Annotated in this window: 21 protein-coding genes and 1 pseudogene; 13 read left to right on the forward strand and 9 right to left on the reverse strand. The window is 60.4% G+C overall.

Going from position 1 to position 24,737, the window contains the following annotated elements:
- Nucleotides 1–61: 61 nt before the first annotated feature.
- The 3 genes and pseudogenes from queD (at nucleotide 62) to codA (ending at nucleotide 2,195) form a co-directional block, all read left to right on the forward strand.
- Nucleotides 62–418 (forward strand): 6-carboxytetrahydropterin synthase QueD, encoded by a 357-nt coding sequence (queD, locus tag ACM6J5_RS11260; protein WP_008049817.1) that lies wholly within the window; start codon nucleotides 62–64, stop codon nucleotides 416–418.
- Nucleotides 419–669: 251 nt separating this feature from the next.
- Nucleotides 670–768: pseudogene (locus ACM6J5_RS11265) on the forward strand (alpha/beta hydrolase); the annotation flags it as partial.
- A 182-nt stretch (nucleotides 769–950) separates the two neighbouring features.
- Nucleotides 951–2,195: a cytosine deaminase gene (codA, locus tag ACM6J5_RS11270; protein ID WP_414928516.1), complete on the forward strand. Its 1,245-nt coding sequence runs from the start codon at nucleotides 951–953 to the stop codon at nucleotides 2,193–2,195.
- Between the two features lie 744 nt (nucleotides 2,196–2,939).
- On the opposite strand, the gene ACM6J5_RS11275 is transcribed toward codA, so the two are convergent.
- The 3 genes from ACM6J5_RS11275 to ACM6J5_RS11285 all read right to left on the reverse strand — a co-directional run bounded on the left by ACM6J5_RS11275 (nucleotide 2,940) and on the right by ACM6J5_RS11285 (nucleotide 5,654).
- Nucleotides 2,940–3,917 carry a hypothetical protein gene (locus tag ACM6J5_RS11275; protein WP_150673414.1) on the reverse strand — a complete coding sequence of 326 codons (978 nt, stop codon included), beginning with the start codon at nucleotides 3,915–3,917 and terminating at the stop codon, nucleotides 2,940–2,942.
- 10 nt (nucleotides 3,918–3,927) lie between these two features.
- Complete coding sequence (locus tag ACM6J5_RS11280) at nucleotides 3,928–4,416, reverse strand: Hcp family type VI secretion system effector (RefSeq protein ID WP_414928517.1); 489 nt, start codon at nucleotides 4,414–4,416, stop codon at nucleotides 3,928–3,930.
- A 245-nt stretch (nucleotides 4,417–4,661) separates the two neighbouring features.
- Nucleotides 4,662–5,654 (reverse strand): diaminopimelate epimerase, encoded by a 993-nt coding sequence (locus tag ACM6J5_RS11285; protein WP_414928518.1) that lies wholly within the window; start codon nucleotides 5,652–5,654, stop codon nucleotides 4,662–4,664.
- Between the two features lie 164 nt (nucleotides 5,655–5,818).
- On the opposite strand from ACM6J5_RS11285, the gene ACM6J5_RS11290 reads away from it, so the two are divergent.
- Nucleotides 5,819–6,970 (forward strand): MFS transporter, encoded by a 1,152-nt coding sequence (locus tag ACM6J5_RS11290; protein WP_095942579.1) that lies wholly within the window; start codon nucleotides 5,819–5,821, stop codon nucleotides 6,968–6,970.
- 82 nt (nucleotides 6,971–7,052) lie between these two features.
- On the opposite strand, the gene ACM6J5_RS11295 is transcribed toward ACM6J5_RS11290, so the two are convergent.
- From ACM6J5_RS11295 to ACM6J5_RS11305, 3 genes are all read right to left on the reverse strand, one after another.
- On the reverse strand, nucleotides 7,053–9,476 hold the full coding sequence (locus ACM6J5_RS11295) for a TonB-dependent siderophore receptor (protein ID WP_414928519.1): 2,424 nt from the start codon (nucleotides 9,474–9,476) through the stop codon (nucleotides 7,053–7,055).
- Nucleotides 9,477–9,574: 98 nt separating this feature from the next.
- Complete coding sequence (locus ACM6J5_RS11300) at nucleotides 9,575–10,558, reverse strand: FecR family protein (protein ID WP_414928520.1); 984 nt, start codon at nucleotides 10,556–10,558, stop codon at nucleotides 9,575–9,577.
- A 40-nt stretch (nucleotides 10,559–10,598) separates the two neighbouring features.
- Complete coding sequence (locus tag ACM6J5_RS11305) at nucleotides 10,599–11,099, reverse strand: sigma-70 family RNA polymerase sigma factor (protein ID WP_057713991.1); 501 nt, start codon at nucleotides 11,097–11,099, stop codon at nucleotides 10,599–10,601.
- Between the two features lie 232 nt (nucleotides 11,100–11,331).
- Here ACM6J5_RS11305 and tynA point away from each other — a divergent pair, with 232 nt between their 5' ends.
- Nucleotides 11,332–13,620 carry a primary-amine oxidase gene (tynA, locus tag ACM6J5_RS11310; RefSeq protein ID WP_414928521.1) on the forward strand — a complete coding sequence of 763 codons (2,289 nt, stop codon included), beginning with the start codon at nucleotides 11,332–11,334 and terminating at the stop codon, nucleotides 13,618–13,620.
- 137 nt (nucleotides 13,621–13,757) lie between these two features.
- Here the strand turns inward: tynA and feaR are convergent, their stop codons facing one another.
- The 3 genes from feaR to paaY form a co-directional block, all read right to left on the reverse strand.
- On the reverse strand, nucleotides 13,758–14,672 hold the full coding sequence (gene feaR / locus ACM6J5_RS11315) for a transcriptional regulator FeaR (protein ID WP_095942574.1): 915 nt from the start codon (nucleotides 14,670–14,672) through the stop codon (nucleotides 13,758–13,760).
- A 101-nt stretch (nucleotides 14,673–14,773) separates the two neighbouring features.
- Nucleotides 14,774–15,697, reverse strand: coding sequence for a phenylacetic acid degradation operon negative regulatory protein PaaX (gene paaX, locus ACM6J5_RS11320; protein ID WP_095942573.1), 924 nt, complete (start codon nucleotides 15,695–15,697; stop codon nucleotides 14,774–14,776).
- A 157-nt stretch (nucleotides 15,698–15,854) separates the two neighbouring features.
- On the reverse strand, nucleotides 15,855–16,451 hold the full coding sequence (gene paaY / locus ACM6J5_RS11325) for a phenylacetic acid degradation protein PaaY (protein ID WP_095942572.1): 597 nt from the start codon (nucleotides 16,449–16,451) through the stop codon (nucleotides 15,855–15,857).
- Between the two features lie 348 nt (nucleotides 16,452–16,799).
- Here paaY and paaF point away from each other — a divergent pair, with 348 nt between their 5' ends.
- The 8 genes from paaF (at nucleotide 16,800) to paaB (ending at nucleotide 24,736) form a co-directional block, all read left to right on the forward strand.
- The gene (gene paaF, locus ACM6J5_RS11330) at nucleotides 16,800–17,573 is read left to right on the forward strand and encodes a 2,3-dehydroadipyl-CoA hydratase PaaF (RefSeq protein ID WP_095942571.1); all 774 of its coding nucleotides are present in this window, start codon (nucleotides 16,800–16,802) and stop codon (nucleotides 17,571–17,573) included.
- A gap of 39 nt (nucleotides 17,574–17,612) precedes the next feature.
- A complete protein-coding gene (paaG, locus tag ACM6J5_RS11335; RefSeq protein WP_414928522.1) occupies nucleotides 17,613–18,404 on the forward strand; it encodes a 2-(1,2-epoxy-1,2-dihydrophenyl)acetyl-CoA isomerase PaaG in 792 nt (263 codons plus the stop codon).
- Nucleotides 18,405–18,407: 3 nt separating this feature from the next.
- A complete protein-coding gene (gene paaH, locus ACM6J5_RS11340; RefSeq protein ID WP_414928523.1) occupies nucleotides 18,408–19,925 on the forward strand; it encodes a 3-hydroxyacyl-CoA dehydrogenase PaaH in 1,518 nt (505 codons plus the stop codon).
- Nucleotides 19,918–20,367 (forward strand): hydroxyphenylacetyl-CoA thioesterase PaaI, encoded by a 450-nt coding sequence (gene paaI / locus ACM6J5_RS11345; protein WP_414928524.1) that lies wholly within the window; start codon nucleotides 19,918–19,920, stop codon nucleotides 20,365–20,367. The genes paaH and paaI overlap by 8 nt, the downstream gene beginning before the upstream one ends.
- A complete protein-coding gene (gene pcaF / locus ACM6J5_RS11350; RefSeq protein ID WP_414928525.1) occupies nucleotides 20,360–21,571 on the forward strand; it encodes a 3-oxoadipyl-CoA thiolase in 1,212 nt (403 codons plus the stop codon). The genes paaI and pcaF overlap by 8 nt, the downstream gene beginning before the upstream one ends.
- Before the next feature lie 99 nt (nucleotides 21,572–21,670).
- Nucleotides 21,671–22,996 carry a phenylacetate--CoA ligase PaaK gene (paaK, locus tag ACM6J5_RS11355; RefSeq protein ID WP_414928526.1) on the forward strand — a complete coding sequence of 442 codons (1,326 nt, stop codon included), beginning with the start codon at nucleotides 21,671–21,673 and terminating at the stop codon, nucleotides 22,994–22,996.
- 440 nt (nucleotides 22,997–23,436) lie between these two features.
- Nucleotides 23,437–24,426 carry a 1,2-phenylacetyl-CoA epoxidase subunit PaaA gene (gene paaA, locus ACM6J5_RS11360; protein WP_095942565.1) on the forward strand — a complete coding sequence of 330 codons (990 nt, stop codon included), beginning with the start codon at nucleotides 23,437–23,439 and terminating at the stop codon, nucleotides 24,424–24,426.
- Between the two features lie 28 nt (nucleotides 24,427–24,454).
- Nucleotides 24,455–24,736 carry a 1,2-phenylacetyl-CoA epoxidase subunit PaaB gene (gene paaB / locus ACM6J5_RS11365; protein WP_007943393.1) on the forward strand — a complete coding sequence of 94 codons (282 nt, stop codon included), beginning with the start codon at nucleotides 24,455–24,457 and terminating at the stop codon, nucleotides 24,734–24,736.
- Nucleotide 24,737 lies beyond the last annotated feature (1 nt).

Below are 24,737 nucleotides of genomic sequence, written 5' to 3' on the forward strand. Positions count from 1 at the left end.
TAAACTCGCCGCCTGCCCGAATCGCTGCGGCGAACGCCACCTGAACAGAGCTGAAAACACTGTGGAAATCTTCAAGGAATTTACTTTCGAATCCGCCCACCGCCTGCCCCACGTACCGGACGGCCACAAGTGCGGGCGCCTGCACGGTCACTCGTTCAAAGTGGCCATCCACCTGAGCGGCGACCTCGACCCGCACACCGGCTGGATCCGCGACTTCTCGGAAATCAAGGCGATCTTCAAGCCGCTGTACGAGCGCCTGGACCACAACTACCTGAACGACATTCCCGGCCTGGAAAACCCGACCAGCGAAGTGCTGGCCAAGTTTATCTGGCAGGAAATGAAGCCTCTGCTGCCAGAGCTGAGCGCGATCCGTATCCACGAGACCTGCACCAGCGGCTGCATCTATCGCGGCGAGTAAGCCAGGCAACACAAATAACCTGTGGGAGCGAGCCTGCTCGCGATGACGGCGGCACATCCAACATCAATGTGCCTGACCCACCGCTATCGCGAGCAGGCTCGCTCCCACAGGGGAACAGCGTTTTGTCAGAGAAAAAGAAAACAGCCTTCATCGGCTGTTTTTTTATGCCTATCCTTTTTGCCTCTTCCCCCCGCCAAGAGGACAAACCCATGACTGACTGGCCACTGGATCAGGTCTTCGACTTCAACGGACATCAGATACCCAACGCCGGTCATCTGGTTCAGGAAGATGCACCTGAAGCCATAGTCGCTGCGCTGCTACGGTTTTTGCCACTGCAGAAATCTTCCTGAATAAACCCAATCCCCTGTGGGAGCGAGCCTGCTCGCGATGACTCTGGCACATTCAGCACCAAGGTGACTGACACTCCGCCTTCGCGAGCAGGCTCGCTCCCACATTTTGAACTGGCGGGATTCGCCACAGGCGAGCTAACGTAAGGATATTGCCTACACGATTCACGAAAAGGACTCGCCCGATGCACATCATCAATGCCCGTCTGCGCAACCAGGAAGGCCTGCATGAGTTGAACCTGGAAAACGGCCTGATCAGCAGCATCGGCCGCCAGACCGAAGCCCGGACCCTGGGCCCTGACGATCTGGATGCCGGCGGCAATCTGGTGGTGCCACCCTTTGTCGAGCCGCACATCCACCTCGACGCCACCCTGACCGCCGGCGAGCCGCGCTGGAACATGAGCGGCACGCTGTTCGAAGGCATCGAGTGCTGGGGCGAACGCAAGGCGACCATCACCCACGAAGACACCAAGGCCCGGGCGAAGAAAACCATCCAGACCCTCGCCGCCCACGGCATCCAGCATGTGCGCACCCACGTCGACGTCACCGACCCGCAACTGACCGCGCTCAAGGCGATGCTCGAAGTGCGCGAGGAGAGCCGGCACCTGGTCGACCTGCAAATCGTCGCCTTTCCCCAGGAAGGCATCGAGTCCTACCACAATGGCCGCGAATTGATGGAAGAAGCCATCCGCATGGGCGCGGATGTGGTGGGTGGCATTCCACATTTCGAGTACACCCGCGACCAGGGCGTCAGCTCGGTGAAGTTCCTGATGGACCTGGCCGAACGCAGCGGTTGCCTGGTGGACGTGCATTGCGACGAAACCGACGACCCGCATTCACGCTTTCTCGAAGTGCTCGCCGAAGAGGCCCGCAGCCGCGACATGGGTTCGCGGGTCACGGCCAGCCACACCACGGCCATGGGCTCCTACGACAACGCTTACTGCGCCAAACTCTTTCGCTTGCTCGGGCATTCGGGGATCAGTTTTGTCTCCTGCCCCACTGAAAGCATCCACCTGCAAGGTCGCTTCGACAGTTTCCCGAAACGCCGGGGCGTGACCCGGGTCAACGAGTTGCTGGAAGCGGGCATGAACGTGTGCTTCGGGCAGGACTCCATCGTCGATCCGTGGTATCCGCTGGGCAACGGCAACATTCTGCGGGTGCTCGAAGCCGGCCTGCACATCTGCCACATGCTCGGTTATCGCAACCTGCAAAGTGCGCTGGACCTGGTGACGGACAATAGCGCCAAAGCCATGAACCTCGGCGATCGCTACGGCCTGGAGCGCGGGCGGCCGGCGAACCTGCTGATTCTGTCGGCGGAAAGTGATTACGAAATGATCCGCAGCCAGGGGTTGCCGCTGTACTCGGTGCGTGAGGGCAAGGTGTTGATGAAGCGGACGATGCCGGTGGTGGAGTTCAGTGGGCTGAACTGACTCCCGTGTCAGGCTTAATGACATCGGGGCTGTCAGGCAAAGATAATAGAAGGTAAAGTTCAAACAACAATAAGCCAGAAAAACAAACATCGAAAAATGCAACAATCCATGGCTAACAGCTCTAACCCGCCCTATCGCACTGGCAAGTCCAACATTTAACTTTCTCTATCAGACCACGCATCTTGTATGGGTGAGACATCAAGAACATCAACGCCATGGTTCGATTTTTACAGCCACTCAAAAAATCTTACAATTACTTGCAAAAAACTTACCCCAAAATCTCAACCATCAATACAGCAATCCCAAAAGAGGAAAGCAACATCCAGCACACCGCCTAAAATAACTTCGCAGCCAAAAAACTCGACATTACTTATTTTGTCGATCAAATAACAACAATTCGAAAAATAAACATCGAAAACAATGAAATCATACCTAGAATCCAAGGTGCTATCAGCTTTCGCTTAAGGTGCAATGGCAAATTCAACAACTCATCTTTTTCTATAAGACCTCGCCTTTCGCAAAGCCGGGGAATCAAGAACATTGATGCAATCAACCCACTCCTGAAAACCTTGCCAATTAGCCCCAAACCAGTGAATGCCTCACGATTATTCGCTACAAATCTACTTTTACTCAAGTATCCTTCTACTAACTCCGTGTACCTGAAAGAGAATACCAACAACCAGCATATCGCCACAAACGCTAGAAAAAATATAAATAGTATGATAACCAGAAGCACCATATTACTCATTGTAGTGAGTACTCGTAAAAAATTTCCCCACTCAACTCACCAGCATATCCACCAGACTCGCCTCCAACCCAACCACCGACCCCACCCCCAATAACTCCACAAGCCAGCGCCCCAGGACCGCCGGTAGCGACTCCAAAGACCACGGCACACCCCAGTGCAGCCCCTACACCTCCGGCCGTACCTCCCAAAGCTCCAAAAAAAAGGCTCCCGGACAATTTACCACCTTCAACATATTTAGCTTTTCTACATTGATCTTCACGCCCAGTTGAGCAGGCGGTATAGATAGAGGCGCCTGTCGCAGCTGCATTCAGACCGACACCCAAGTACGTACCTTTTTTAAGAAGACTCGACGCTTTCGCCACACCATTAATAGTTTCGGCATAGCCGGTTATGGTCCCTGTATGCAAATAACTTCTGGTGGATATGCCCAGCATTTCCTTGATGGAGCCTTGGTTACGCAAGCCGGATCCAAATCGGCCAAAATTTTTTAACTGGCCATCAAGCTTCTCAAATAAAACCTTTCGCTTTAAATAAAAAGAGTCTCGATTCTGAGTGCCGCCATTTCTGAGGAGATCACCGTGAGCGGCTTCAATGTCTTCAAGGGTTTTCTTGATACCATCAAGGTGCTTGCTCCAGGCGCCGCCCACGGTGCCGATCCCTAGAGATGTATACCCAAGAGCCTTAGTCAGAAATTCATGATTCTCTACTAAAAATCCGTCACTCTGCATCCCATTCGCCATTATGGCCAAATGGACTTGCGAAGCCTTCTGCATATAAAACGCTTCTTCGGCAGTACAGGATGATACTGACTCATCGCCTACAATTATTATTTCGCCCGGCAACACCACGGCATTGACAACATGTGCATTCAGCACATCAAACTTCACACTGGATTTTTGTCCAAGGTTCAAGTTCGTCTTCAAATATGAATATGGCTGCACGTGGGAATTTACAAAAATATATGCCTTTGACATGGAGGGAACCTCAGGAGCATTTGCTGTTACTGATTCGATCCCAACCGCCAGCTACGTTGCCGCCGCCAGCGCCATCCACGCGTTTCTGCAGGGTGTAAACCGTTTTTATGCGGCCGTAGTCAAGACTGATACTTTCAGAAGGAACACCATCACTTGCTGTTTGTGAATAGCTGGAAATAATGACCTCTTCCAGCCTGATTTCGAAATATTTGAGCTTGTCGCCGCCCGCGCGGTGCAAACTCAAAACAACTTCTTTCAGATGCTCACCTGCGCAGCTTGCCTCCATGAGCTTGCAGCTGGACTTATCCAGTTTTTTGGTAAACGTAAAGTCGGTAACGGTCGTTCGCCCAGTAGAAGCTCCCCCGGCTGAACTGGCAGTAGCTGAGGTTCCCTGGTGAGTGCCGAAGTGGTAGCCCGTAATTTCTATCCAGTCCCTGTGTTGCTCATCAAGAGCTTCACCCGGGATACCATTGATTTTGATAAATGCATCGAGTGCCATACAACCGCTCCTTGGCTTTGGGGAGTTTCTATAAAATCATCCATGGGCGAATGTACGGCTTTGTGAGCAAGTATTGGCTGATGCAGACTGCCAAACGGTGAATTCAGATCTTTCCTACCTATGCGCCGGTTTAGTTCTGTAGGACGCGCCACAAAAATTTGACAATCCCTCAACGCAGTTCCCAATTGCGGTAGAAAGCTTTAAGAGACTCAGCCCAGAGCAAAGATCAAGAAATCAGTTTCCTATCAATCCATCAACCGCGCCGTACCAAACAGACTGACCCGACTCAACTCCCCCGACTCTTCCTCCAGCAAGATCGGCGCCGTGCCACCCGGCATCGTCACCTTCACCTCCCCGGCGCTGACCCAACCTGCCCGCCAGGCCGCACAGGCCACTGCACTTGCACTGGTCCCCGACGACGCCGTCGGCCCCTCGCCGCGCTCGAATACCCGCGCGGCGATGTGCCCTTCGGACAAGCGCATGACCCATTGCAGATTGATTCCCGCCGGACAGGGTTTGCCTGCACCGACCGGCAGGGCGTAGGCGATTCGCGTCAGCCCCTCACCCAACGCCGGCTCGCGCATCTGTTCGTTGCTCGGCAGGTCCTCGGCACTGTCCACCAGCGTCACGCAATGGGGATTGCCGACCCGCACGAACTGGCTGCGCGACCATGGGTCATTGAGTGCCGACAATTGCACAACATGGCTGAGTTCGCGGCCATTCAACAGCACCGTTTCAACGCCGACTGCACTGACTGCCGTCGGTCCGAACCCGGGCTGGCCAAGGTCAAGCCAGAAACCCTGCACGCCCTCGACTTGAGCGGCTTTCACTGAAGTCTGCCCTGGCGAAGGCGTATCAGCCTTGTCGTGGTGAACCCTGAGCAGACAGGTTTCGTTCTGCGGTAACAACCCTTGATCGCTGAGGGCCTGGGAAAAAATCGTCAGCCCGTTGCCGCTGCGTTCGGCCAGGGTGCCGTCGGTGTTGACGATCAACAGATCAAAGGGTGACGAGGACTGAAACGGTCCGACCAGCAAACCGTCGCTGCGATGATCCTTGCTGCCGGACGGTTGGGTACCTGGCGCCCAGCTGCAGCAAGCCTCGACCGCCGCCATCGCCCAGGCTTCGAGGGTTTGCGCTGCCTGGCTGGCCTGATCGGGCAGGTCAATGCCCTGGCGGCGCAGTTCTTCGGGCGCTACCACGATGTAGATGTTGCCCCGTGCATCGTACCGCTGCGCCATGGCGCCCTCCGTGTGTCATTGAAATGGCTCAACATATCGCGAAAAGCAGCGGCGCTGTGCAACGATGTCGCTCTGTTTGACCGTAAACTTTCCGGGCACTGATCGAACCCTCACAGGCCGATCACTGTCCGTTGAGGACGCGACGCTTTTTGCCAAGGATTATTATGACCAGCCTCAACAGCCAGACCACCTTCGTTCCCGGCCGCCTGGAACAGATGTCCACGCGCATCGGTTTTTTCATCGCCGGAGCGGGCATCGCCGCATGGGCGCCGCTCGTGCCCTATGCCAAGGCCCGGGCCGGACTGGATGAAGGCACCCTGGGTTTGTTGCTGCTGTGCCTGGGGGTGGGTTCGATCCTGGCGATGCCGTTGGCCGGGATCCTGTCCACACGTTTCGGCTGCCGACGGGTGACGACCGGCGGAACCCTGCTGATCTGTGTCGCCTTGCCGCTGCTGGCGACGGTGTCGTCGATTCCGGCGCTGATCGCCGCGTTGTTCATGTTCGGCGCGGGGCTCGGCACCGTGGATTCGACGGTCAACCTGCAAGCGGTGATCGTCGAGCGCGCCAGCGGCAAAAACATGATGTCGGGTTTTCATGGCCTGTTCAGCCTGGGCGGGATTGTCGGTGCAGCGGGTGTCAGCGGCTTGCTTGGCCTGGGGATTTCACCCCTGGGAGCCACGCTGGTGGTGATCGTGTTGCTGCTGATCGCGCTGGCCAAGGCCGTGCCGCATCTATTGCCCTACGGCAGCGAGAGTTCGGGGCCGGCCTTTGCGGTGCCCCACGGCATCGTCCTGTTCATCGGCGGCATGTGCTTCATCGTGTTCCTCGCCGAAGGCGCGGCACTGGACTGGAGCGCGGTGTTCCTGACGCAGGAACGTGGCATCGACACGGCGTATGCCGGGCTTGGTTATGCGGCGTTTGCCCTGACCATGACGGCCGGGCGTTTGACCGGCGACAAAATCGTGCGACGCCTGGGCGCGACGCGGGTGATTGTGTTCGGCGGGCTGACAGCCGCTTCAGGACTGTTTCTGGCGACGTTCGCACCGAGCTGGGAGGCGGCGCTGGTGGGTTATGCGCTGCTGGGGGGCGGTTGCTCGAACATTGTTCCGGTGCTGTACACCGCCGTCGGCAAGCAGACGGTCATGCCCGAAAGCATCGCCGTGCCGGCCATTACCACCCTGGGGTATGCGGGCATCCTGGCAGGCCCCGCCGTCATCGGCTTCGTCGCCCATGGCAGCAGCTTGAGCTTTGCCTTTGCCTTGATGGCGTTGTTGCTGGTGGCGGTGGCGGTTGGCGGGAGAGTGTTGAAGGTCTGAAAAGCTTCCCGAGCAGGCACCCACAGGGATCACACGGAACCTGTGGGAGCGAGCCTGCTCGCGATGGGGTCCACTCGGTCTGTCAGAACCCGACACTGGCCTGCACGAAGAACGTGCGCGGCGCACCGACGTACATCCCCGAGTTGTTGTCGCTGGAACGGGTGAAGTACTGCTTGTCGAAGATGTTCTTCACCCCCGCCCCCAGTTTCAGGTTTGACACCTGCGGACCGAAGTCATAGCCGGCACGTGCGTTCCAGAGCACGTAACCCGGGATATCACCGAACTGGCCGTCAGCGCTGCCTTCGGTGATGTAGTTGCCGTTGAAGCTGCCATCGGCGTTCACGCCGGTGCCCGGCGAACGCTGCTTGGACTGGGCGAACGCATCGAGGTTGTAAGTCCAGCGGTTGACGTCGTAACGCAGGCCGGCGGTGGCAACCTGGCGGGAGTAGAACGGCAGGTCACGGCCCTTGAAGCCCGGGATCTCGCCTTCGTAGGTGGCGCGGGTGTAGGTGAAACCGGCGTTGGCGGTCAGGCCGTCCAGCATCGGGTTCAGCGCGGCCATGTCGTAGTGCACCGAGGCTTCGATACCCTGGTGCTTGGTCGCGCCGAGGTTGGTCCAGCCCACATCGTTGCTGATGTATTGCAGTTCGTCGTCGAAGTCGATGTAGAACAGCGTCACTTCGCCGCCCCACACGTCATCGTTGTAACGCGTACCGATTTCGTAGGTCTTGGCCTTTTCCGGCTCCAGTCCGTTGGCGGGCTCATTACCGATACCGCCCTGCCCCAGCTGGAAATACTGCAGCGCGCCGAACGAGGTTTCGTAGTTGGCGAACAATTTCCAGGCATCGGACAGGTGATACATCACGCTCAGGGCCGGCAGCGGCTCGTTGCTTTCGATGCTGCGTTTTTTCTCCGGCACCCGTTTACCGGCGGTATCGAGCACCGGGCGATCGTGCCAATCGGTGCTGATGTGCTCGAAGCGAATACCCGGCGTGACAGTCCAGTTGCCGACGTCGATCTTGTTGTCGACGTAGACCGAATTGGCCTCGGTGCCACCGGTGCGGTCCTGATAGACATGGCCGTCCGCTCCCGGACGCACGACTGGCTCGTTGTTGACCAGCCCCACACGACTGGCCTCTTCGTGCATGGCCTCTTTCAAGTAACGATAACCGACGCTGACTTCCTGGGTGGTCGGGCCCACATCAAACACATGGGACACCCGTGGTTCGATACCGTAGGTGTAGTAGCTGCGCGGATAGGAATTGAGTGTCTTCAGATCCCGCGAGGCAATGGTGCTGCCACGGAAACTGTCGGTGTAGTAGGTCAGCACTTCGGCCTGGGTGCGATCGTCGATCTGCCGCACCCACTTGAACGACACATCCTTGCGGCGGCCACTGAAGTTGTCGTGGTCGCGCACGGACTGGAACGGGTCGGCGTCGTATTGCACCTGGGTCAGGCCGCCGGGCATGTCGGCCTTGGCGTCGTAGTAGTGGAAGTTGAGGCTGAAATCGTCGACATCGGTCGGGGCCCAATGGGTCTTGAGGATCACGTCGTCAATGTCGTTGCCGTTGTTGCTTTCACGGTAACCGTTGCCGTTCACCCCGGAATACAACAGCGCCACGCCCATGCCATTGTCGGCGGTGCCGCCCATGAACGCGGTATCGATGTGCTTCCAGCCACCGTGCTGCGAGGTTTCCAGGGTGGTGCCGATTTCCGCCGAGGCTTTTTCCGGGATCGCGCGGGTCACGAAGTTGATCACGCCGCCCACGTTTTGTGGTCCGTAGCGTACGGAGCCGGCACCGCGTACCACGTCGATGCTGTCGAGGTTGCCGGAGGAAATCGGCGCCATGGACAGTTGCGGCTGACCGTAAGGCGCGAACGCCGCCGGGATGCCGTCGATCAGCACGGTGGAGCGAGGCGACAGGCGCGAAGTCAGTCCACGCACGCCCACGTTCAGGGAAATGTCGCTGCCACCGGTGCCGTTGGCGTCTTGGACTTGCACGCCCGGGACACGTTTAAGTACGTCGCCGACGTTCATCGCGCCCTGCTCGACCATGGCTTCGCGGCGCACCACCGTGCGTGCGCCGGGGTGGTTCTGCACCACGGCGGCATCGGCGTCGCCGAGCCAGTCGCCGACCACCTTGATGTCCGTCACGCCCAGCTCCAGCGGGCCGTTGGCCGCCGAAGTCGGTGCCGGCATCAACGTCACCGAACCTTCATCGATCTGGTATTGCAGGCCGCTGCCTTGCAGCAACTGGCGCAGCGCGTCTTCCGGGGAAAGGTTGCCATCCACCGCCGGGGCCTGCTTGCCGGCAACCAGTTCAGGGCTGAAGAACACCTGAAGCGAGGTTTGCTGGCCCAATTGGCTCAGGGCTTCTCCCAAGGGTTGCGCCGGAATGCGGATGCCGTCGGCGGCGAAGGCCTGGGGCAACGCAATATTGACCGCCAGCGCGAGGGCCAGCGGCAACCAGGGGAGTTTGTTGTTTTTAGCGGTGGAGTTTTTCACGTCGAACGTAATCCTGTGGATCGCAAGAGTGTGCGCTTGTTAATGCAAACCAGTTGCAGTTGAACAGGAAGACGATGAACTCGAAAAAAACCTGAATTTTATTTTGAGATTATTTCCTGGCTGCCATCGCCAAGGGTACGCACGGCCACCGGCAGGATGCTCGGCAAGGCCTTGAGCAGTGCGTCGGTATTGTCGGATTTGAACACGCTGGTCAGGCGCAGATCGCCCACTGCTGCGTTGGCGACCTTGAGCGGCTTCTCGCGATAGCGCGAGACCTGCTCGGCGACATCGGTCAGGCTGGCGTTGTTGAACACCAGTTTGCCATTGCGCCAGGCAGTCATTTCCGTCGGGTTGACGGCATAGGCGGCGGCAACTTTGCCCCGGGCATCGACGTGGGTGCCAAGGCCTGCCGTCAGATTGATGAAATCGTTATCGCTGGCATCGCGCCCTTGAACCTTGACGGTACCCTGCTCCACCACCACCCGGGTTTCGCTGGCGCCATGGCGTACATCGAATCGGGTGCCGGTGACCGTGACCTTGCCGCTGCCCGCCGCGACCACGAATGGTCGGCTGGTGTCGTGCTCGACACTGAACATCGCTTCGCCTTCGCTCAGCTCAACGTTGCGCCGACCCTTCTCAAAGCGCACCTGGATCCGGCTGCGACTGTCCAGATCGACCACCGAGCCATCGGGCAACGCCACTTGGCGTCGCTCATTCAGGGACGTTGAAAACTCGGCCGTGTAAGGCGCCGGATGATTCAGGCCGCTGAACAAACCCAGGCCGAGCGCCACGGCCAGCACGCTGGCGGCCACTGCGTAACGCAGCATCGGGCGAGGCTTTTTCAGGGCTGGCGGGGTTTCACACAGGGCCCGCAAACGCGTCGCCGGCACCAGGTCGGCGGCGCTCCACAAGCCCTGGAGTACTTCGAATTCGCTTCGGTGCTGGGGGTGCCGGTCCAGCCAGAGCTGAAACCGGCGCCGCACTTCGACATCCGCAACAGGCTCCTGCAAACGCACAAACCACTGCGCCGCGTCATCGCGAACCGCTGTTTGCCCGCACGCGCAATCACGAGTATCCATCATGGAAGTTCCTGTTTGGCTGGGGAGGAGAAGGCGCGGCCGGTCATGACTGCAACCCGTCCAGGCGATCACGCAGGTGCCGAAGCGTGCGGATCATATACTTTTCCACCATGTTCTTGGACAGTCCCAGGCGTTCGGCGATTTCGGCCTGGGTCAGGCCCTCGATTTTCTGCCAGACAAACACCTTGCGGCAGTTGACCGGCAGCTCGGTGAGTGCCCGTTCGATGGAATCCGCCAACTGGATCGCGTGCATGAAATGCTCCGGGTCGCCGGTCGGCGACTCACTGAGATCGATCGCCTCCGACTCCATGGCGCCCCGCCGGTCCTCGCGCCGATAACCATCCACGGCAATGTTGCGCGCGGTCTGGTGCAAATACGCCCGGGGCTGTTGCACCACCGCCGAATCGGACTCAAGCACCCGCACGAAGGTGTCGTGGGCCAGGTCCTCGGCCTGCTGACGATTCCTCAGGCGACGGGTCCAGGTACCAACCAACTCTTCGTAATGCTCGAAAAAGCCGTGTCTGCGGGGCAGCTTGAGGGTCATTGCGGTGTGCTGTGGAGACGGGGCGTGAATAGTAATGCTTCCTATTAACTTGAAGCAATGACTGCGCTCCAATGAACGAGCACTTTGTCCGCTTGCCAATGTGCCTTCCGTCAGGAAAGCTGGATCGCGGCACGGAACCCAAGAAATCTGGCAGGCATTCAAAAGCATCCATTGACGGGTTGTAACAAAGTGCAGGAGTGCCCGTACCCGGCTTTTCCCCAGGAATTCACCCATGTTCAGCCCCAAAGCGTCGCCCAAAAGAACACCGCTTGCCCGACTCGCCCTGGCCATCACCCTGAGCACCCTCGGCCTGCCTTTCTGGGCGGGCAATGCCCAGGCCCACGGCGGTCACGCCGACATGGTGCCGCTGCAAGCGGGTCTTGAGGAATTTGGCGCCACGGTGAAATGGGACGATTACGCCAATCTGTTCACCATCGCCAAGGACGGGGTCTACCTCAAGGTCAAGCCCGACAGCAAAGTGGCGATGCTCAACGGCAAGCGTATCGAGCTGACGGTGCCGGTGGTGTTCAAGGACCATACGGCGTTCATGTCCAAGGACTTTATCAACCAGGTGTTCCAATCCGGGCTGGACAAGACCTTCGTCGTCGAGACCCGCCCCAACCCGCTCAATCCCCTGAGCGCGGCCGAAATCACCACGGCCGTGGACATCGTCAAGAAATCGGAAAACTACAAGCCCGGCTTCCGCTTCACCGAAGTCTCGGTCAAGGAGCCGCCGAAGGATCAGGTGTGGAACTTCGTCTTTACCGGGCAGAACGTCGCCCAGCCGCGTGAGGCCTCGATCGTGGTGCTCGACGGCAAGCACGTGATCGAAGCCCTGGTCGATCTCGACAAGAAAGAACTCAAGTCCTGGAGGCCGATCGAAGGCGCCCACGGCATGGTCCTGCTGGACGATTTCGCCACGGTGCAAACCGCCGTGGAAACCAGCCCGGAGTACGCCCAGGCCCTGGCCAAGCGCGGCATCAATGACGTGAAGAAAGTCGTGGCCACGCCGCTGACCGTCGGCTACTTCGACGGTAAGGACGGCCTGGCTCAGGACAAGCGCCTGCTGAAAATCGTCAGCTACCTCAACACCGGTGACGGTAATTACTGGGCGCACCCGATCGAGGGCCTGGTAGCGATTGTCGACCTGGAACAGAAGAAACTGATCAAGATCGAAGACGAAGCGCTCATCCCGGTACCGATGAAGCCGACGCCGTATGACGGTCGCGGACGCCAGGGCGTGGCGGTCAAACCGCTGGAAATCATCGAGCCCGAGGGCAAGAACTACACCATCAGCGGCAACAGCATTCACTGGCAGAACTGGGACTTCCACGTTCGACTCGACTCGCGGGTCGGGCCGGTCCTGTCCACCGTCACCTACGACGACAAGGGCAAGAAACGCAAGATCATGTACGAAGGCTCGCTGGGCGGCATGATCGTGCCTTACGGCGACCCGGATATCGGCTGGTACTTCAAGGCCTACCTCGACTCCGGCGACTACGGCATGGGCACCCTGACTTCACCGATTGCCCGTGGCAAAGACGCCCCGCAAAACGCCGTGTTGCTGGACGCCACCATCGCCGACTACACCGGCGCACCGACCGCGATCCCGCGCGCCATGGCGGTGTTCGAGCGCTACGCCGGCCCCGAATACAAACACCAGGAAATGGGCCAACCCAACCTCAGCACCGAGCGCCGCGAACTGGTGGTGCGCTGGATCAGCACCGTGGGCAACTACGACTACATCTTCGACTGGGTCTTCCAGCAGAACGGCACCCTCGGCATCGACGCCGGCGCTACCGGCATCGAAGCGGTCAAGGGCGTGAAATCGAAAACCATGCACGAAGACACCGCCAGGGAAGACACACGCTACGGCACCCTACTGGACCACAACATCGTCGGCACCACGCACCAGCACATCTACAACTTCCGCCTCGACATGGACGTGGACGGCGAGCAGAATTCGCTGGTGGAAGTGAACCCGGTGGTGCTGCCCAACGACCGTGGCGGCCCGCGCACCAGCACCATGCAGACCGAAACCAGGGTAGTCGGCACCGAGCAACAGGCGGCGCAGAAGTTCGACCCGTCGACCGTGCGCCTGCTGACCAACTTCAGCAAGGAGAACAAGGTCGGCAATCCGGTTTCCTATCAACTGATTCCGTACGCCGGCGGCACCCACCCGGTGGCAAAGGGCGCCAACTTCGGCAAGGACGAATGGCTCTACCACCGCCTGAGTTTCATGGACAAGCAGCTATGGGTGACGCAATACAACCCGGAAGAAAAATACCCGGAAGGCAAGTACCCGAACCGCTCGGACAAAGACTCGGGCCTGGGTCAGTTCACCCAGGACAACCACTCCATCGAGAACACCGACGATGTGGTCTGGCTGACCACCGGCACCACCCACATCGCCCGCGCCGAGGAGTGGCCGATCATGCCGACCGAATGGGTGCATGTGCTGTTGAAGCCGTGGAACTTCTTCGATGAAACGCCGACCTTGAATCTCAGCTCACCGAAGTAACCAGGCCGAACGCAAAACCCTGTAGGAGCGAGCCTGCTCGCGATGGTCGTCAACGATAACGCGCCAATTCAATAGAATCGCGGTGTCCTTGAGTTCTTCGCGAGCAGGCTCGCTCCTACAGGGTTGGCCGGAACCGATCAGGCATACCGCTTGCGATACTCTCCCGGCGCAATGCCGAAGCGCGATTTGAACGCGGTGGAGAAGTAGCTCGAATCGGAAAACCCCCACGAATACCCCAGCACCGACAACTTCTCGTCCCTGCCTGACCGACGCAGGGATTCGGCGCACAGGTCCAGGCGACGGTTCTTGATGTAGCGCGCCACCACCAATCCCTTCTTGGCAAACATGCGGTACAGGCCGCGGGTGGACATGCCGACTTCCCGCGCCAGCCATTCCGGGCACAGGTCTTCGGAGCGAATGTTTTCGTCGATGCAGGTGAGCGTCTTGCGGAAAATGCGCTCGTGGGAATCGGTGCAGTCGTCGGTCTGGCTGATCGCCGGGCGCAGCAGGCTGACAATCGCCTCCAGGGTCGCTTCGCTTTCCTGGCGGGTCAGGTGCTGCTGGCGGGTGGCATCAAGGATCAGCCGGTGCGAGAGCATCGCAATGGGCGAGGTCGCGGCAATCCGGTGGCCGCACTTGACCTGATTGAAGCGCAGGGTTTGTTCGACCAGTTGATACGGCAGGATCAGCGACAACTGCCGGGAGTTTTCGCCGTAGGTGAAGTCGCTGGGCCGCGCGGCATCGATCAGCGTGATGTCGCCGGGGGACAGCAAGACCTTGTCGTCGCCTTGGGCCATGCCCGCCGTGCCGTCGAGCTGGAACACCGCAAAATACTTGCCACCCTCGCCCGCCGCGACTTCCTGGGGCGTACGGTACAGCCGCGCCTGGCACGCGTCGACGAAACTGAGCTTGAGCGCATCGCTCTGGTATTCGCGGATACGCCCGGCAAATTCGCTGCCCAGGGGTTGTGCGTTGAAGGCGCCACAGATCTGGTTGATCTGATGGATCCACTGGTCGAACCCATCATGGCGCTGTGCTGTTGTAGAAATCATGTCAGGCCTCACGCAGGCTTATTTTTATTGTCTACGTCAATCCACACGACATCGGATGCTTCGAGTCTCCTGAACCGCACCATTCCCTGAACAATGACGTGCTATTTCAGTCCGCCAAAACGCCGATAGAAGCTTTCACCCACATCCGGCAACGGGCCGTCGGCCGTTTCCAGCGCGGCGTTCAGCCATTCTTCGGCCTTGGCATAGATCAAACGGTAAATATTACGGCACAACTGCCGGGCCGCACGGCCTTCCCAATCGCCGGGCAACAATTCGTCCGGCAGCTGCGGGTCGCGCAGCAGCAGTTTGCGGTATTCATGAATAAGCAGGATCCGCGCCAGGAAGCAGTCGGACGGTTGCAGGTTTTCCTGCTCGCGAAGCGCCTGCCAGAGCGGCCGGAACAGCTGAATGAACTCGCTGTAGTGCGCCGCCAGCTCCTCGATGTTCCAGCTCTCGCGCACCTGCAGGCGCAGGGCCTTGGAGGCCAGTACGTCCTGGGCGGTGGTTTCGAAGACGATGGTGTCTTCCTGGGCGCCGAGGTCGAGCAGCGTCGCGTTGACATCAGAGCGGTCACTGCGCGGACAAGCCAGCACCACCGGCGAGATCGCACCAAAACCTTGCCACTCCAGCTCCTCGCGCACCTGTTTGCGTTTGTCCTGTGTCAGCTGCGAGAGCATCACCAGGCACCAGGAACCATCCCAGGCCGGCATCGTGGTGCTGTAGACCCGCTTGAAGGCCTTGTCGAAACGCCGGCGACCGGTGCCAGTCAGGCTGTAATAGCTACGACGACCGACTTTTTCGGCGGTCAGCCAGCCTTCCTTGGTCAGGCGAAAAATCGAGGTGCGGATCAGTCGTTCGTTGATGCCGATGGGCTCGAGCAACTGAATCAGGCTGCCCAGCCAGACGGTGCCGCCATGGGGTTCGATGGCATCCCCGTACAACGTGATGATCAAGGAACTGGCGCGGATTGGCGTCTGTTCCTGGAAGCGGGTAATCAGATGGTTCAAGGGAGTCAGGGACGACATGGGCGTTCCGTGCGAAAAAAGAAAAGGAATATACCGAAAGCCAACCGGTTAAGCCCAACCCCTTGTAGGAGCCAGCCTGCTGGCGATGGTGTGTCAGTCAACGCCAAGGTAGTTGACCCACCTTCGCCAGCAGGCTGGCTCCTACAAGGGGCCGTGTTCACAAGGCACTGCCTTTCGGGCGCAACCCGCTGTCACTGATACGCGGGCGATCCGGCTCCGGTTCGCTCAGTGGATCGCAGACCTGCATCTGCGTCAGACAACGCTGGGCCAGTTGCTGATATTCCCGGGTGCCGGCCTGTTTCCACGCCACTTCCTGATCGCTGAGGCTGCGCTTGACGCTGGCCGGTGCACCCATGACCAGCGACTGCTCCGGGCATTCGAAGCCGGCCTTGACGAACGCCGCCGCCGAAACGAATGAACGCGGGCCGATCCGGGCGTTGTCCATGACCACCGCATTCATGCCCACCAGCGCATCGGCGCCGATCCGGCAACCGTGCAGCACAGCGCCGTGGCCGATGTGGCCGTTGCGTTCGACCACGGTGTCGCTGTCGGGGAAACCGTGCATCACGCAGGTGTCCTGCAGGTTGGCGCCCTCCTCCAGCACGATCCGCCCGAAATCTCCGCGCAGGCTGGCCAGCGGACCGACATAGCAATGGGGGCCGATGATCACGTCACCGATCAATACGGCGGACGGGTGCACATAAGCGCTCGGGTCAACCACCGGAGTCAGGCCATCAAGGCTGTAGCAGGTCATGAACGCGTTCCTCACAAAGCGATGCAAATAATTACTAATTTTGTATCACATCAGTTTTAACAGCACAAAGACTAAAAACCGTATCACTTGAAATGCACCTTTCCGACGAATGCCAACGCGTCTCTAAAATCGCCGCAAAACCCAATGTTTTCTAGAAAAAACCCGCCATCAGCCCCCCTTCGGCAGAAAGCCTGAAAATCGAAACACTCACCAATAAGACACATTAAATCTATTTTCGTATTGCATTTACGTATCACGTTATAGCTATACTTGGGCAAAACCGGCCCCCGCGGCCGATCCAATAACGAGCCGGCACCACGCCGAGCGTGCACCGTGAGAGCATCCGCCATGCCTCTGACCCTTGCCGTCGAATTGATCGAGCCTGGCGTCCGTCTGATTACACTGCAGCGCCCGCAAGCCCTGAACGCCTTGACCACCGAGTTGCTGGGCGAACTGGCCGCCGAACTGAGCATTGCGCAAGCCGACCCCGACACCCGCGCCGTGGTCCTCACCGGCAGCCGCAAGGCCTTCGCCGCCGGCGCCGACATCAAGGAAATGGCCGAACGAAATCTGGTCGGGATCCTCGACGACCCGCGCCAGGCCTCGTGGCAAACCATTACCCGCTTCAGCAAACCGCTGATCGCCGCCGTCAACGGCTTCGCCCTCGGCGGTGGCTGCGAACTGGCGATGCACGCCGACATCATCATTGCCGGTGAAGACGCCCGTTTCGGCCAGCCGGAAATCAACCTCGGGATCATGCCTGGCGCCGGTGGCACCCAACGCCTGCTGCGCGCCGTCGGCAAATCCATGGCCATGCAGATGGTGCTGACCGGCGAGCCGATCGACGCCCGCCAGGCCCAGCGCGCCGGCCTGGTCAGCGACGTCACCCAACCGGAACTCACCGTCGAGCGCGCCCTGCACATCGCCCGCAGCATCGCGGCCAAGGCACCGCTGGCGGTGCGCCTGGCCAAAGAGTCGCTGCTCAAGGCCATGGACACCGACCTGGCCAGCGGCCTGCGTTTCGAGCGCCACGCCTTCACCGTGCTGTCCGGCACCCGCGACCGCGACGAAGGCATTGCCGCCTTCCAGGAAAAGCGCACGCCGACCTTCACCGGCCAGTAACCACTGAATTCGAACGACTGCCAAGAGAACGCCAAGACCATGAACTTCGAACACATCCTGTTTTCCATCGACGCCGGCGTCGCCCTGCTCAGCCTCAATCGGCCAGACCAGCTCAACAGCTTCAACACCCAGATGCATGGCGAAGTGAAGGAAGCACTCAAGCAAGTGCGGCAAAACCCGGACGTGCGCGTGTTGTTGCTGACCGGTGAAGGCCGCGGCTTCTGCGCCGGGCAGGACCTGAGCGACCGCAATGTCGCGCCGGGCAGCGCCGTGCCGGATCTGGGCGAGTCCATCGAGAGGTTCTACAATCCGTTGATCCGTCAGTTGCGCGACCTGCCGCTGCCAGTGATCTGCGCGGTCAACGGCGTCGCCGCAGGGGCCGGTGCCAACATTCCGCTGGCCTGCGACCTGGTATTGGCCGCGCGTTCGGCGAGTTTCATCCAGGCGTTCTGCAAGATCGGCTTGATCCCTGATTCCGGCGGCACCTGGACCCTGCCGCGCCTTGTCGGCATGGCTCGAGCGAAGGCCCTGACCCTGCTCGGCAACCGCCTGAGCGCCGAACAAGCCGAGCAATGGGGTTTGATCTACCAGTGTGTGGACGACGCCGATTTGCGCGACGAAGCCCTGAAACTGGCCCGCCACCTGGCGACCCAGCCGACCTACGGCCTGGCGCTGATCAAGCGCAGCCTGAATGCCAGCCTGAGCAACAGCTTCGACGAACAGCTTGAGCTGGAAAAAGATCTGCAACGTCTGGCCGGGCGCAGCGAGGACTACCGCGAAGGCGTCGGCGCCTTCATGGAAAAACGCACCCCAAGCTTCAAGGGACGCTGAGTCATGACCGCACTGAACACCAACGCACGCATCGCCGTGATCGGCGCCGGGGCCATGGGTGCCGGTATCGCCCAGGTCGCGGCCCAGGCCGGCCATCCGGTATTGCTGCTGGACAATCGTCCCGGCGCTGCCGCTCAAGCGATTGAAGGCATCGACCGCCAACTGGGCAAGCGGGTCGAGAACGGCAAACTGTCCGCCGACTTGCGCAGCGCGACGATTGCCCGCCTGCAAGCGGTAGAAGCCATCGAGACCCTGGCCGACTGCGATCTGATCATCGAAGCCATCGTCGAGAACCTCGAGGTCAAACGCGCGCTGTTCCGTCAGCTCGAAGGCATCTGCGGCACGCATTGCATCCTCGCCAGCAACACCTCGTCGCTATCGATCACCAGCATCGCCGCACAGCTTGATCATCCACAACGCCTGCTCGGCCTGCACTTCTTCAACCCGGCGCCGGTGATGGCGTTGGTGGAAATCGTCTCCGGCCTGGCCAGCGATCCGACACTCGCCGAGTGCCTGTACGACACCGCCAAGGCCTGGGGCAAAAAACCGGTGCACACCCGTTCGACGCCGGGTTTCATCGTCAACCGCGTGGCCCGGCCGTTCTACGCCGAGAGCCTGCGGATGCTGCAGGAAGGCGCGGCCGACTGCCCGACACTGGATGCGTTGATGCGCGAGGCTGGCGGTTTCGCCATGGGCGCGTTCGAGCTGATGGATTTGATCGGCCATGACGTCAACTACGCCGTAACCTGCTCGGTGTTTGACGCTTACTACCAGGACACGCGCTTCCTGCCGTCGTTGATCCAGAAAGAACGGGTGGACGGCGGGCGTTTGGGACGCAAGAGCGGTCGGGGTTTCTATAGCTACGCCCAAGGTGCGGAGCGCCCGCACGCCGCTGAAATCAGCAGCGATGCGAAGGTCGAGGTTTGTGCTGTGGAAGGCGACCTCGGTATCGCTAAAGGCTTGCTCGCACGCTTGCATGAACAAGGCGTCGAGATCATCCAGCGCGACGGCCAAGGTTTGCTGCGGGTCGGTGATGCCGTGCTGGCCCTGAGCGACGGGCGCATGGCCTGCCAGAGGGCTCACGAAGACGGGCTGCGCAACCTGATCCTGCTGGACCTGGTGTTCGATTACTGTCATGCCAAACGCATCGCCATCAGCCATGCGGCAGGCATTGACCCGCTGGCACTCGAACAAGGCGTTGCCCTGCTGCAACGGGCCGGCCTGAAGGTCAGCCTGCTCAGCGACAGCCCCGCCCTCGCCGTCCTGCGCACCGTGGCCATGCTCGCCAACGAAGCCGCCGACGCCCTGCTGCAAGGCGTGGCCTCGGCCGCCGACATCGACCTGGCCATGCGCGCCGGGGTCAATTATCCGCAAGGGCCGCTGGCCTGGGCCGATGCCATTGGCCTGGCGCACATGCTTGAAACGCTGGAAAACCTGCAAGCCAGTTATGGCGAAGAACGCTACCGGCCGTCGCTGCTGCTGCGCCGTCGCGTCGCCGAAGGGAGAAACTTCCATGACTAACCATGAAGCCATGACCCTGGCCAGTGAATGCACGCAATCGCTGTTCCAGCGCGACGCCGCCAGCCAGGCCATGGGCATGCGCCTGCTCTCGGCCGGCCCCGGCTGCGCGCGAGTGGGCATGACAGTGCGCGCCGACATGGTCCAGGGCCACGGCACGTGCCACGGCGGCTACCTGTTCGCGCTGGCCGATTCGGCATTCGCCTTTGCCTGCAACAGCTACAACGAAGCCACCGTGGCCATCGGTTGCAGCATCGACTACATCGCCCCGGCGCGCCTGGGTGACACGCTGAACGCCGACTGCATCGAGCAGAGCCGCTCCGGTCGCACCGGCAACTACGACGTGCGCATTGAAAACCAGCAGGGCCAGTTGATCGCCCTGTTCCACGGCAAATCCTACAAAGTGCGCGGCCCGGTGCTGACGCAGGAGACCCCCAATGAATGACGCCCTGATCATCGACGCCGTCCGCACCCCGATTGGCCGTTACGCCGGTGTCCTGAGCAGCGTGCGCGCCGACGACCTCGGCGCGGTACCGTTGCGCGAACTGCTGCGCCGCCACCCGCAAGTCGACTGGAACACGGTCGACGACGTGATCTACGGCTGCGCCAACCAGGCCGGCGAAGACAACCGCAACGTTGCGCGCATGTCGGCGCTGCTGGCCGGGTTGCCGGTCAGCGTGCCGGGCACCACCCTCAATCGCCTGTGTGGCTCCGGGCTGGATGCCATCGGCACCGCCGCCCGGGCCATTCGCAGTGGCGAAACCGGCCTGATGCTGGTCGGTGGCGTTGAATCCATGTCCCGCGCGCCGTTGGTAATGGGTAAGGCCGAGCAGGCGTTTTCCCGGTCGGCCGAAATCTTCGACACCACCATCGGCTGGCGCTTCGTCAATCCGCTGATGAAAAAGGCCTACAGCATCGACTCCATGCCGGAAACGGCGGAGAACGTCGCCGAACAGTTCAACATCTCCCGGGCCGACCAGGACGCCTTCGCCCTGCGCAGCCAGCAACGCGCCGCTGCCGCCCAAGCCAATGGGCGCCTGGCCAAAGAAATCGTTGCGGTGCAAATTCCCCAGCGCAAAGGCCCGGCCAAAGTGGTCGAGCACGACGAACACCCACGCGGCGACACCACCCTTGAACAGCTGGCCAAACTCGGCACGCCGTTCCGCGAAGGCGGCAGCATCACCGCCGGCAATGCCTCCGGGGTCAACGACGGGGCCTGTGCGCTGTTGCTGGCCAGCCCGGAAGTCGCCAAGCGCCACGGCCTGAGCGCCCGAGGCCGGGTCGTGGCCATGGCCACCGCCGGCGTTGAACCACGGATCATGGGCATCGGCCCGGTGCCGGCCACCCGCAAGGTGCTGGAGGTGGCCAACCTGAGTCTGGCCGACATGGACGTGATCGAGCTCAACGAAGCCTTCGCCGCACAAGGCCTGGCGGTGCTGCGCGAACTGGGCCTGAGCGACACCGACCCGCGGGTCAACCCCAACGGCGGCGCCATCGCCCTGGGCCATCCACTGGGCATGAGCGGCGCCCGCTTGGTCACCACCGCCCTGCATGAACTTGAGGAACGCAATGGCCGCTACGCCCTGTGCACCATGTGCATCGGCGTTGGCCAGGGGATCGCGCTGATCATCGAGCGTCTATCCCACTAAAGAATCGCGATTCCCAAGGAGCCGAGAGGTATCCTTGGGGCATGCACTCAAAGCCCTTGTGCAAAAGGGCTGGAACACAAAAACAATTCGAGTGAACACATGAACATGCCAATTGCCAAAGCCGTGCTGGACCCTGTGCTGGACCCGCTGGAAACCGCCAGCATCGACGAGCTGCGCCAGCATCAGCTGGAGCGCCTGCGCTGGAGTCTGAACCACGCCTACAACAACGTGCCGCTGTACCGTCAGCGTTTCGATGCGCTGGGCGTGCACCCGGACGACATCAAGTCCCTCGACGACCTGGCGAAATTCCCCTTCACCACCAAGTCCGACCTGCGAGACAACTACCCCTACGGCATGTTTGCCGTGCCGATGCACGACATCGTGCGCCTGCACGCCTCCAGCGGCACCACCGGCAAACCCACCGTGGTCGGCTACACCCAGAACGACATCGACACCTGGGCCAACGTGGTGGCGCGCTCGATCCGCGCCGCCGGTGGCCACCGTGGCGACAAGGTGCACATTTCCTACGGCTACGGCCTGTTCACCGGCGGCCTCGGCGCGCACTACGGTGCCGAACGCCTGGGTTGCACGGTGATCCCGATGTCCGGTGGCCAGACCGAAAAACAAGTGCAACTGATCAAGGATTTCCAGCCGGACATCATCATGGTCACGCCGTCCTACATGCTCAACATCGCCGATGAAATCGAGCGCCAGGGCATCGACCCGCACAAACTGGCCCTGCGCCTGGGCATCTTCGGCGCCGAGCCGTGGACCGCCGAACTGCGCAGCGCCATCGAGGCGCGCCTGGGCATCACCGCCCTGGACATCTACGGCCTGTCGGAAATCATGGGCCCGGGCGTAGCGATGGAATGCGCCGAAACCAAGGACGGCCCGACCATCTGGGAAGACCACTTCTACCCGGAAATCATCGACCCGGTCACCGGCGAAGTGCTGCCGGACGGTCAGATGGGCGAACTGGTGTTCACCTCCCTGAGCAAAGAAGCCTTGCCGATGATCCGCTACCGCACCCGCGACCTGACGCGCCTGCTACCGGGCACCGCACGGCCAATGCGGCGCATCGACAAGATCACCGGGCGCAGCGATGACATGCTGATCATCCGCGGGGTCAACGTGTTTCCGACGCAGATCGAGGAGCAGGTTCTCAAAGTCAAACAACTTGCCGAGTGCTATGAGATTCATCTGTATCGCAATGGCAACCTGGACAGTGTTGATGTGCATGTCGAGTTGAAGGCTGAGCATCAGCACCTGAGTGATGAACAGCAGAAGGCTGTTTGCGGGGAGTTGAGCAAGCACATCAAGACGTATATCGGGATCAGTTCGCGGATTGTTTTGCAGCCGTTTCATTCGATCAAGCGGTCGGAGGGCAAGGCTTGCCACGTGTTGGATAAACGTCCGAAAGCATGACCTCCCAAAGCATGACTGCTGCACCCCTTATGGCCCCGCTTTTGCGGGGCTTTTTTTTTGGTTTTGGGTGCACACCCATCAGCTTTTCTGTGGGAGCGAGCCTGCTCGCGATGGCGGTCAACGATGACGCGCGCTGTCTGGAGGTATGCGTTGTCTGGAGGTTTTTCGCGAGCAGGCTCGCTCCTACAGTTGATCCGAATATGCCTGTAAGGGATTGGTTGGCTGTCAGGCCGTCTTCGCGAGCAGGTTCGCCCCACAGGTGGCCGTTACCGCAGAAATGGATATGCACACCGACCATCCTGCACCCCCCAAAAACAGCCCGCCCACCCAAAGCGATACAAAAAACAAATACGACACGTCATTTTGTGTTTGATATTAAATTCTGTATCGCTTATAAAGTTCCCCATGCCCCAGAACAGATTCAAGGCGGGAACTCAAAAATGTACGCACAGCTCGTAGAAACAGGCGTCAAGCGCATCAAGGACCTCTCGGAGATGTCCGAACAGGAACGCGCCTTCCAGGAAAAAATTGATTCAGAAATCAAGATCGAAGCCAAGAACTGGATGCCAGATGCCTATCGCCAGACCCTGATCCGGCAGATTTCCCAGCACGCCCACTCCGAAATCGTCGGCATGCTGCCCGAAGGCAACTGGGTCACCCGCGCGCCGTCGCTCAAACGCAAACTGCAACTGATGGCCAAGATCCAGGACGAAGCCGGCCACGGCCTGTACCTGTACAGCGCCATGGAAACCCTCGGTGCCGACCGCGATGAAGAAGTCGCCAAGCTGCACAGCGGCAAGGCCAAGTACTCGAGCATCTTCAATTACCCAACCCTGAACTGGGCCGACATGGGCGCGGTGGGCTGGCTGGTGGATGGTGCGGCGATCGTTAACCAGGTGGTGCTGCAGCGCACCTCCTACGGCCCCTACTCCCGGGCCATGGTGCGCATCTGCAAGGAAGAGAGCTTCCACCAGCGCCAGGGCTACGAAATCCTCCTGACCATGATGCGCCACGGCAATCAGGCGCAAAAAGACATGGTCCAGGACGCGATCAACCGCCTGTGGTGGCCGTCGCTGATGATGTTTGGTCCGAGCGACGAACACTCGCCGAACAGCGCCCAGTCCATGGCCTGGAAAATCAAGCGCCAGAGCAACGACGAACTGCGCCAGCGCTTCATCGACCAGACCATCCCGCAGCTTGAGCTGCTGGGCTGCACCTGCCCCGACCCGGACCTGAAATGGAACGCCGAACGCGGTCACTACGACTTCGGCGACATCCAGTGGAACGAATTCTACGAAGTGCTCAAGGGCAACGGCCCGTGCAACCAGGAACGCGTCGCCACCCGCCGCAAGGCGATGGAAGACGGTGCCTGGGTCCGTGAAGCCGCCGTCGCCCACGCCCGCAAAAAACAAAACAAGAACGCCGCCTGATCCGGCCACCTGATGTGGAGTAACTGAAATGTCCGAGTGGACCCTCTTCGAAGTCTTCGTGCGCAGCAAGCACGGCCTCAACCACAAGCACGTCGGCAGCGTGCATGCTGCCGATACCACCATGGCCATCGAGAACGCGCGCGAGCTCTACACCCGTCGCAGCGAGGGCGTGAGCCTGTGGGTGGTGCCTTCGGCATTGATCACTGCCTCGTCGCCGGATGAAAAAGACCCGCTGTTCGACCCGTCGGACGACAAGGTCTACCGCCACGCCAGCTTCTACGAGCTGCCGGCCGAAGTCGGGCACATGTGAG

It is taken from the genome of Pseudomonas sp. IT-P74 (assembly GCF_949768175.1).
Lineage (GTDB): Bacteria > Pseudomonadota > Gammaproteobacteria > Pseudomonadales > Pseudomonadaceae > Aquipseudomonas.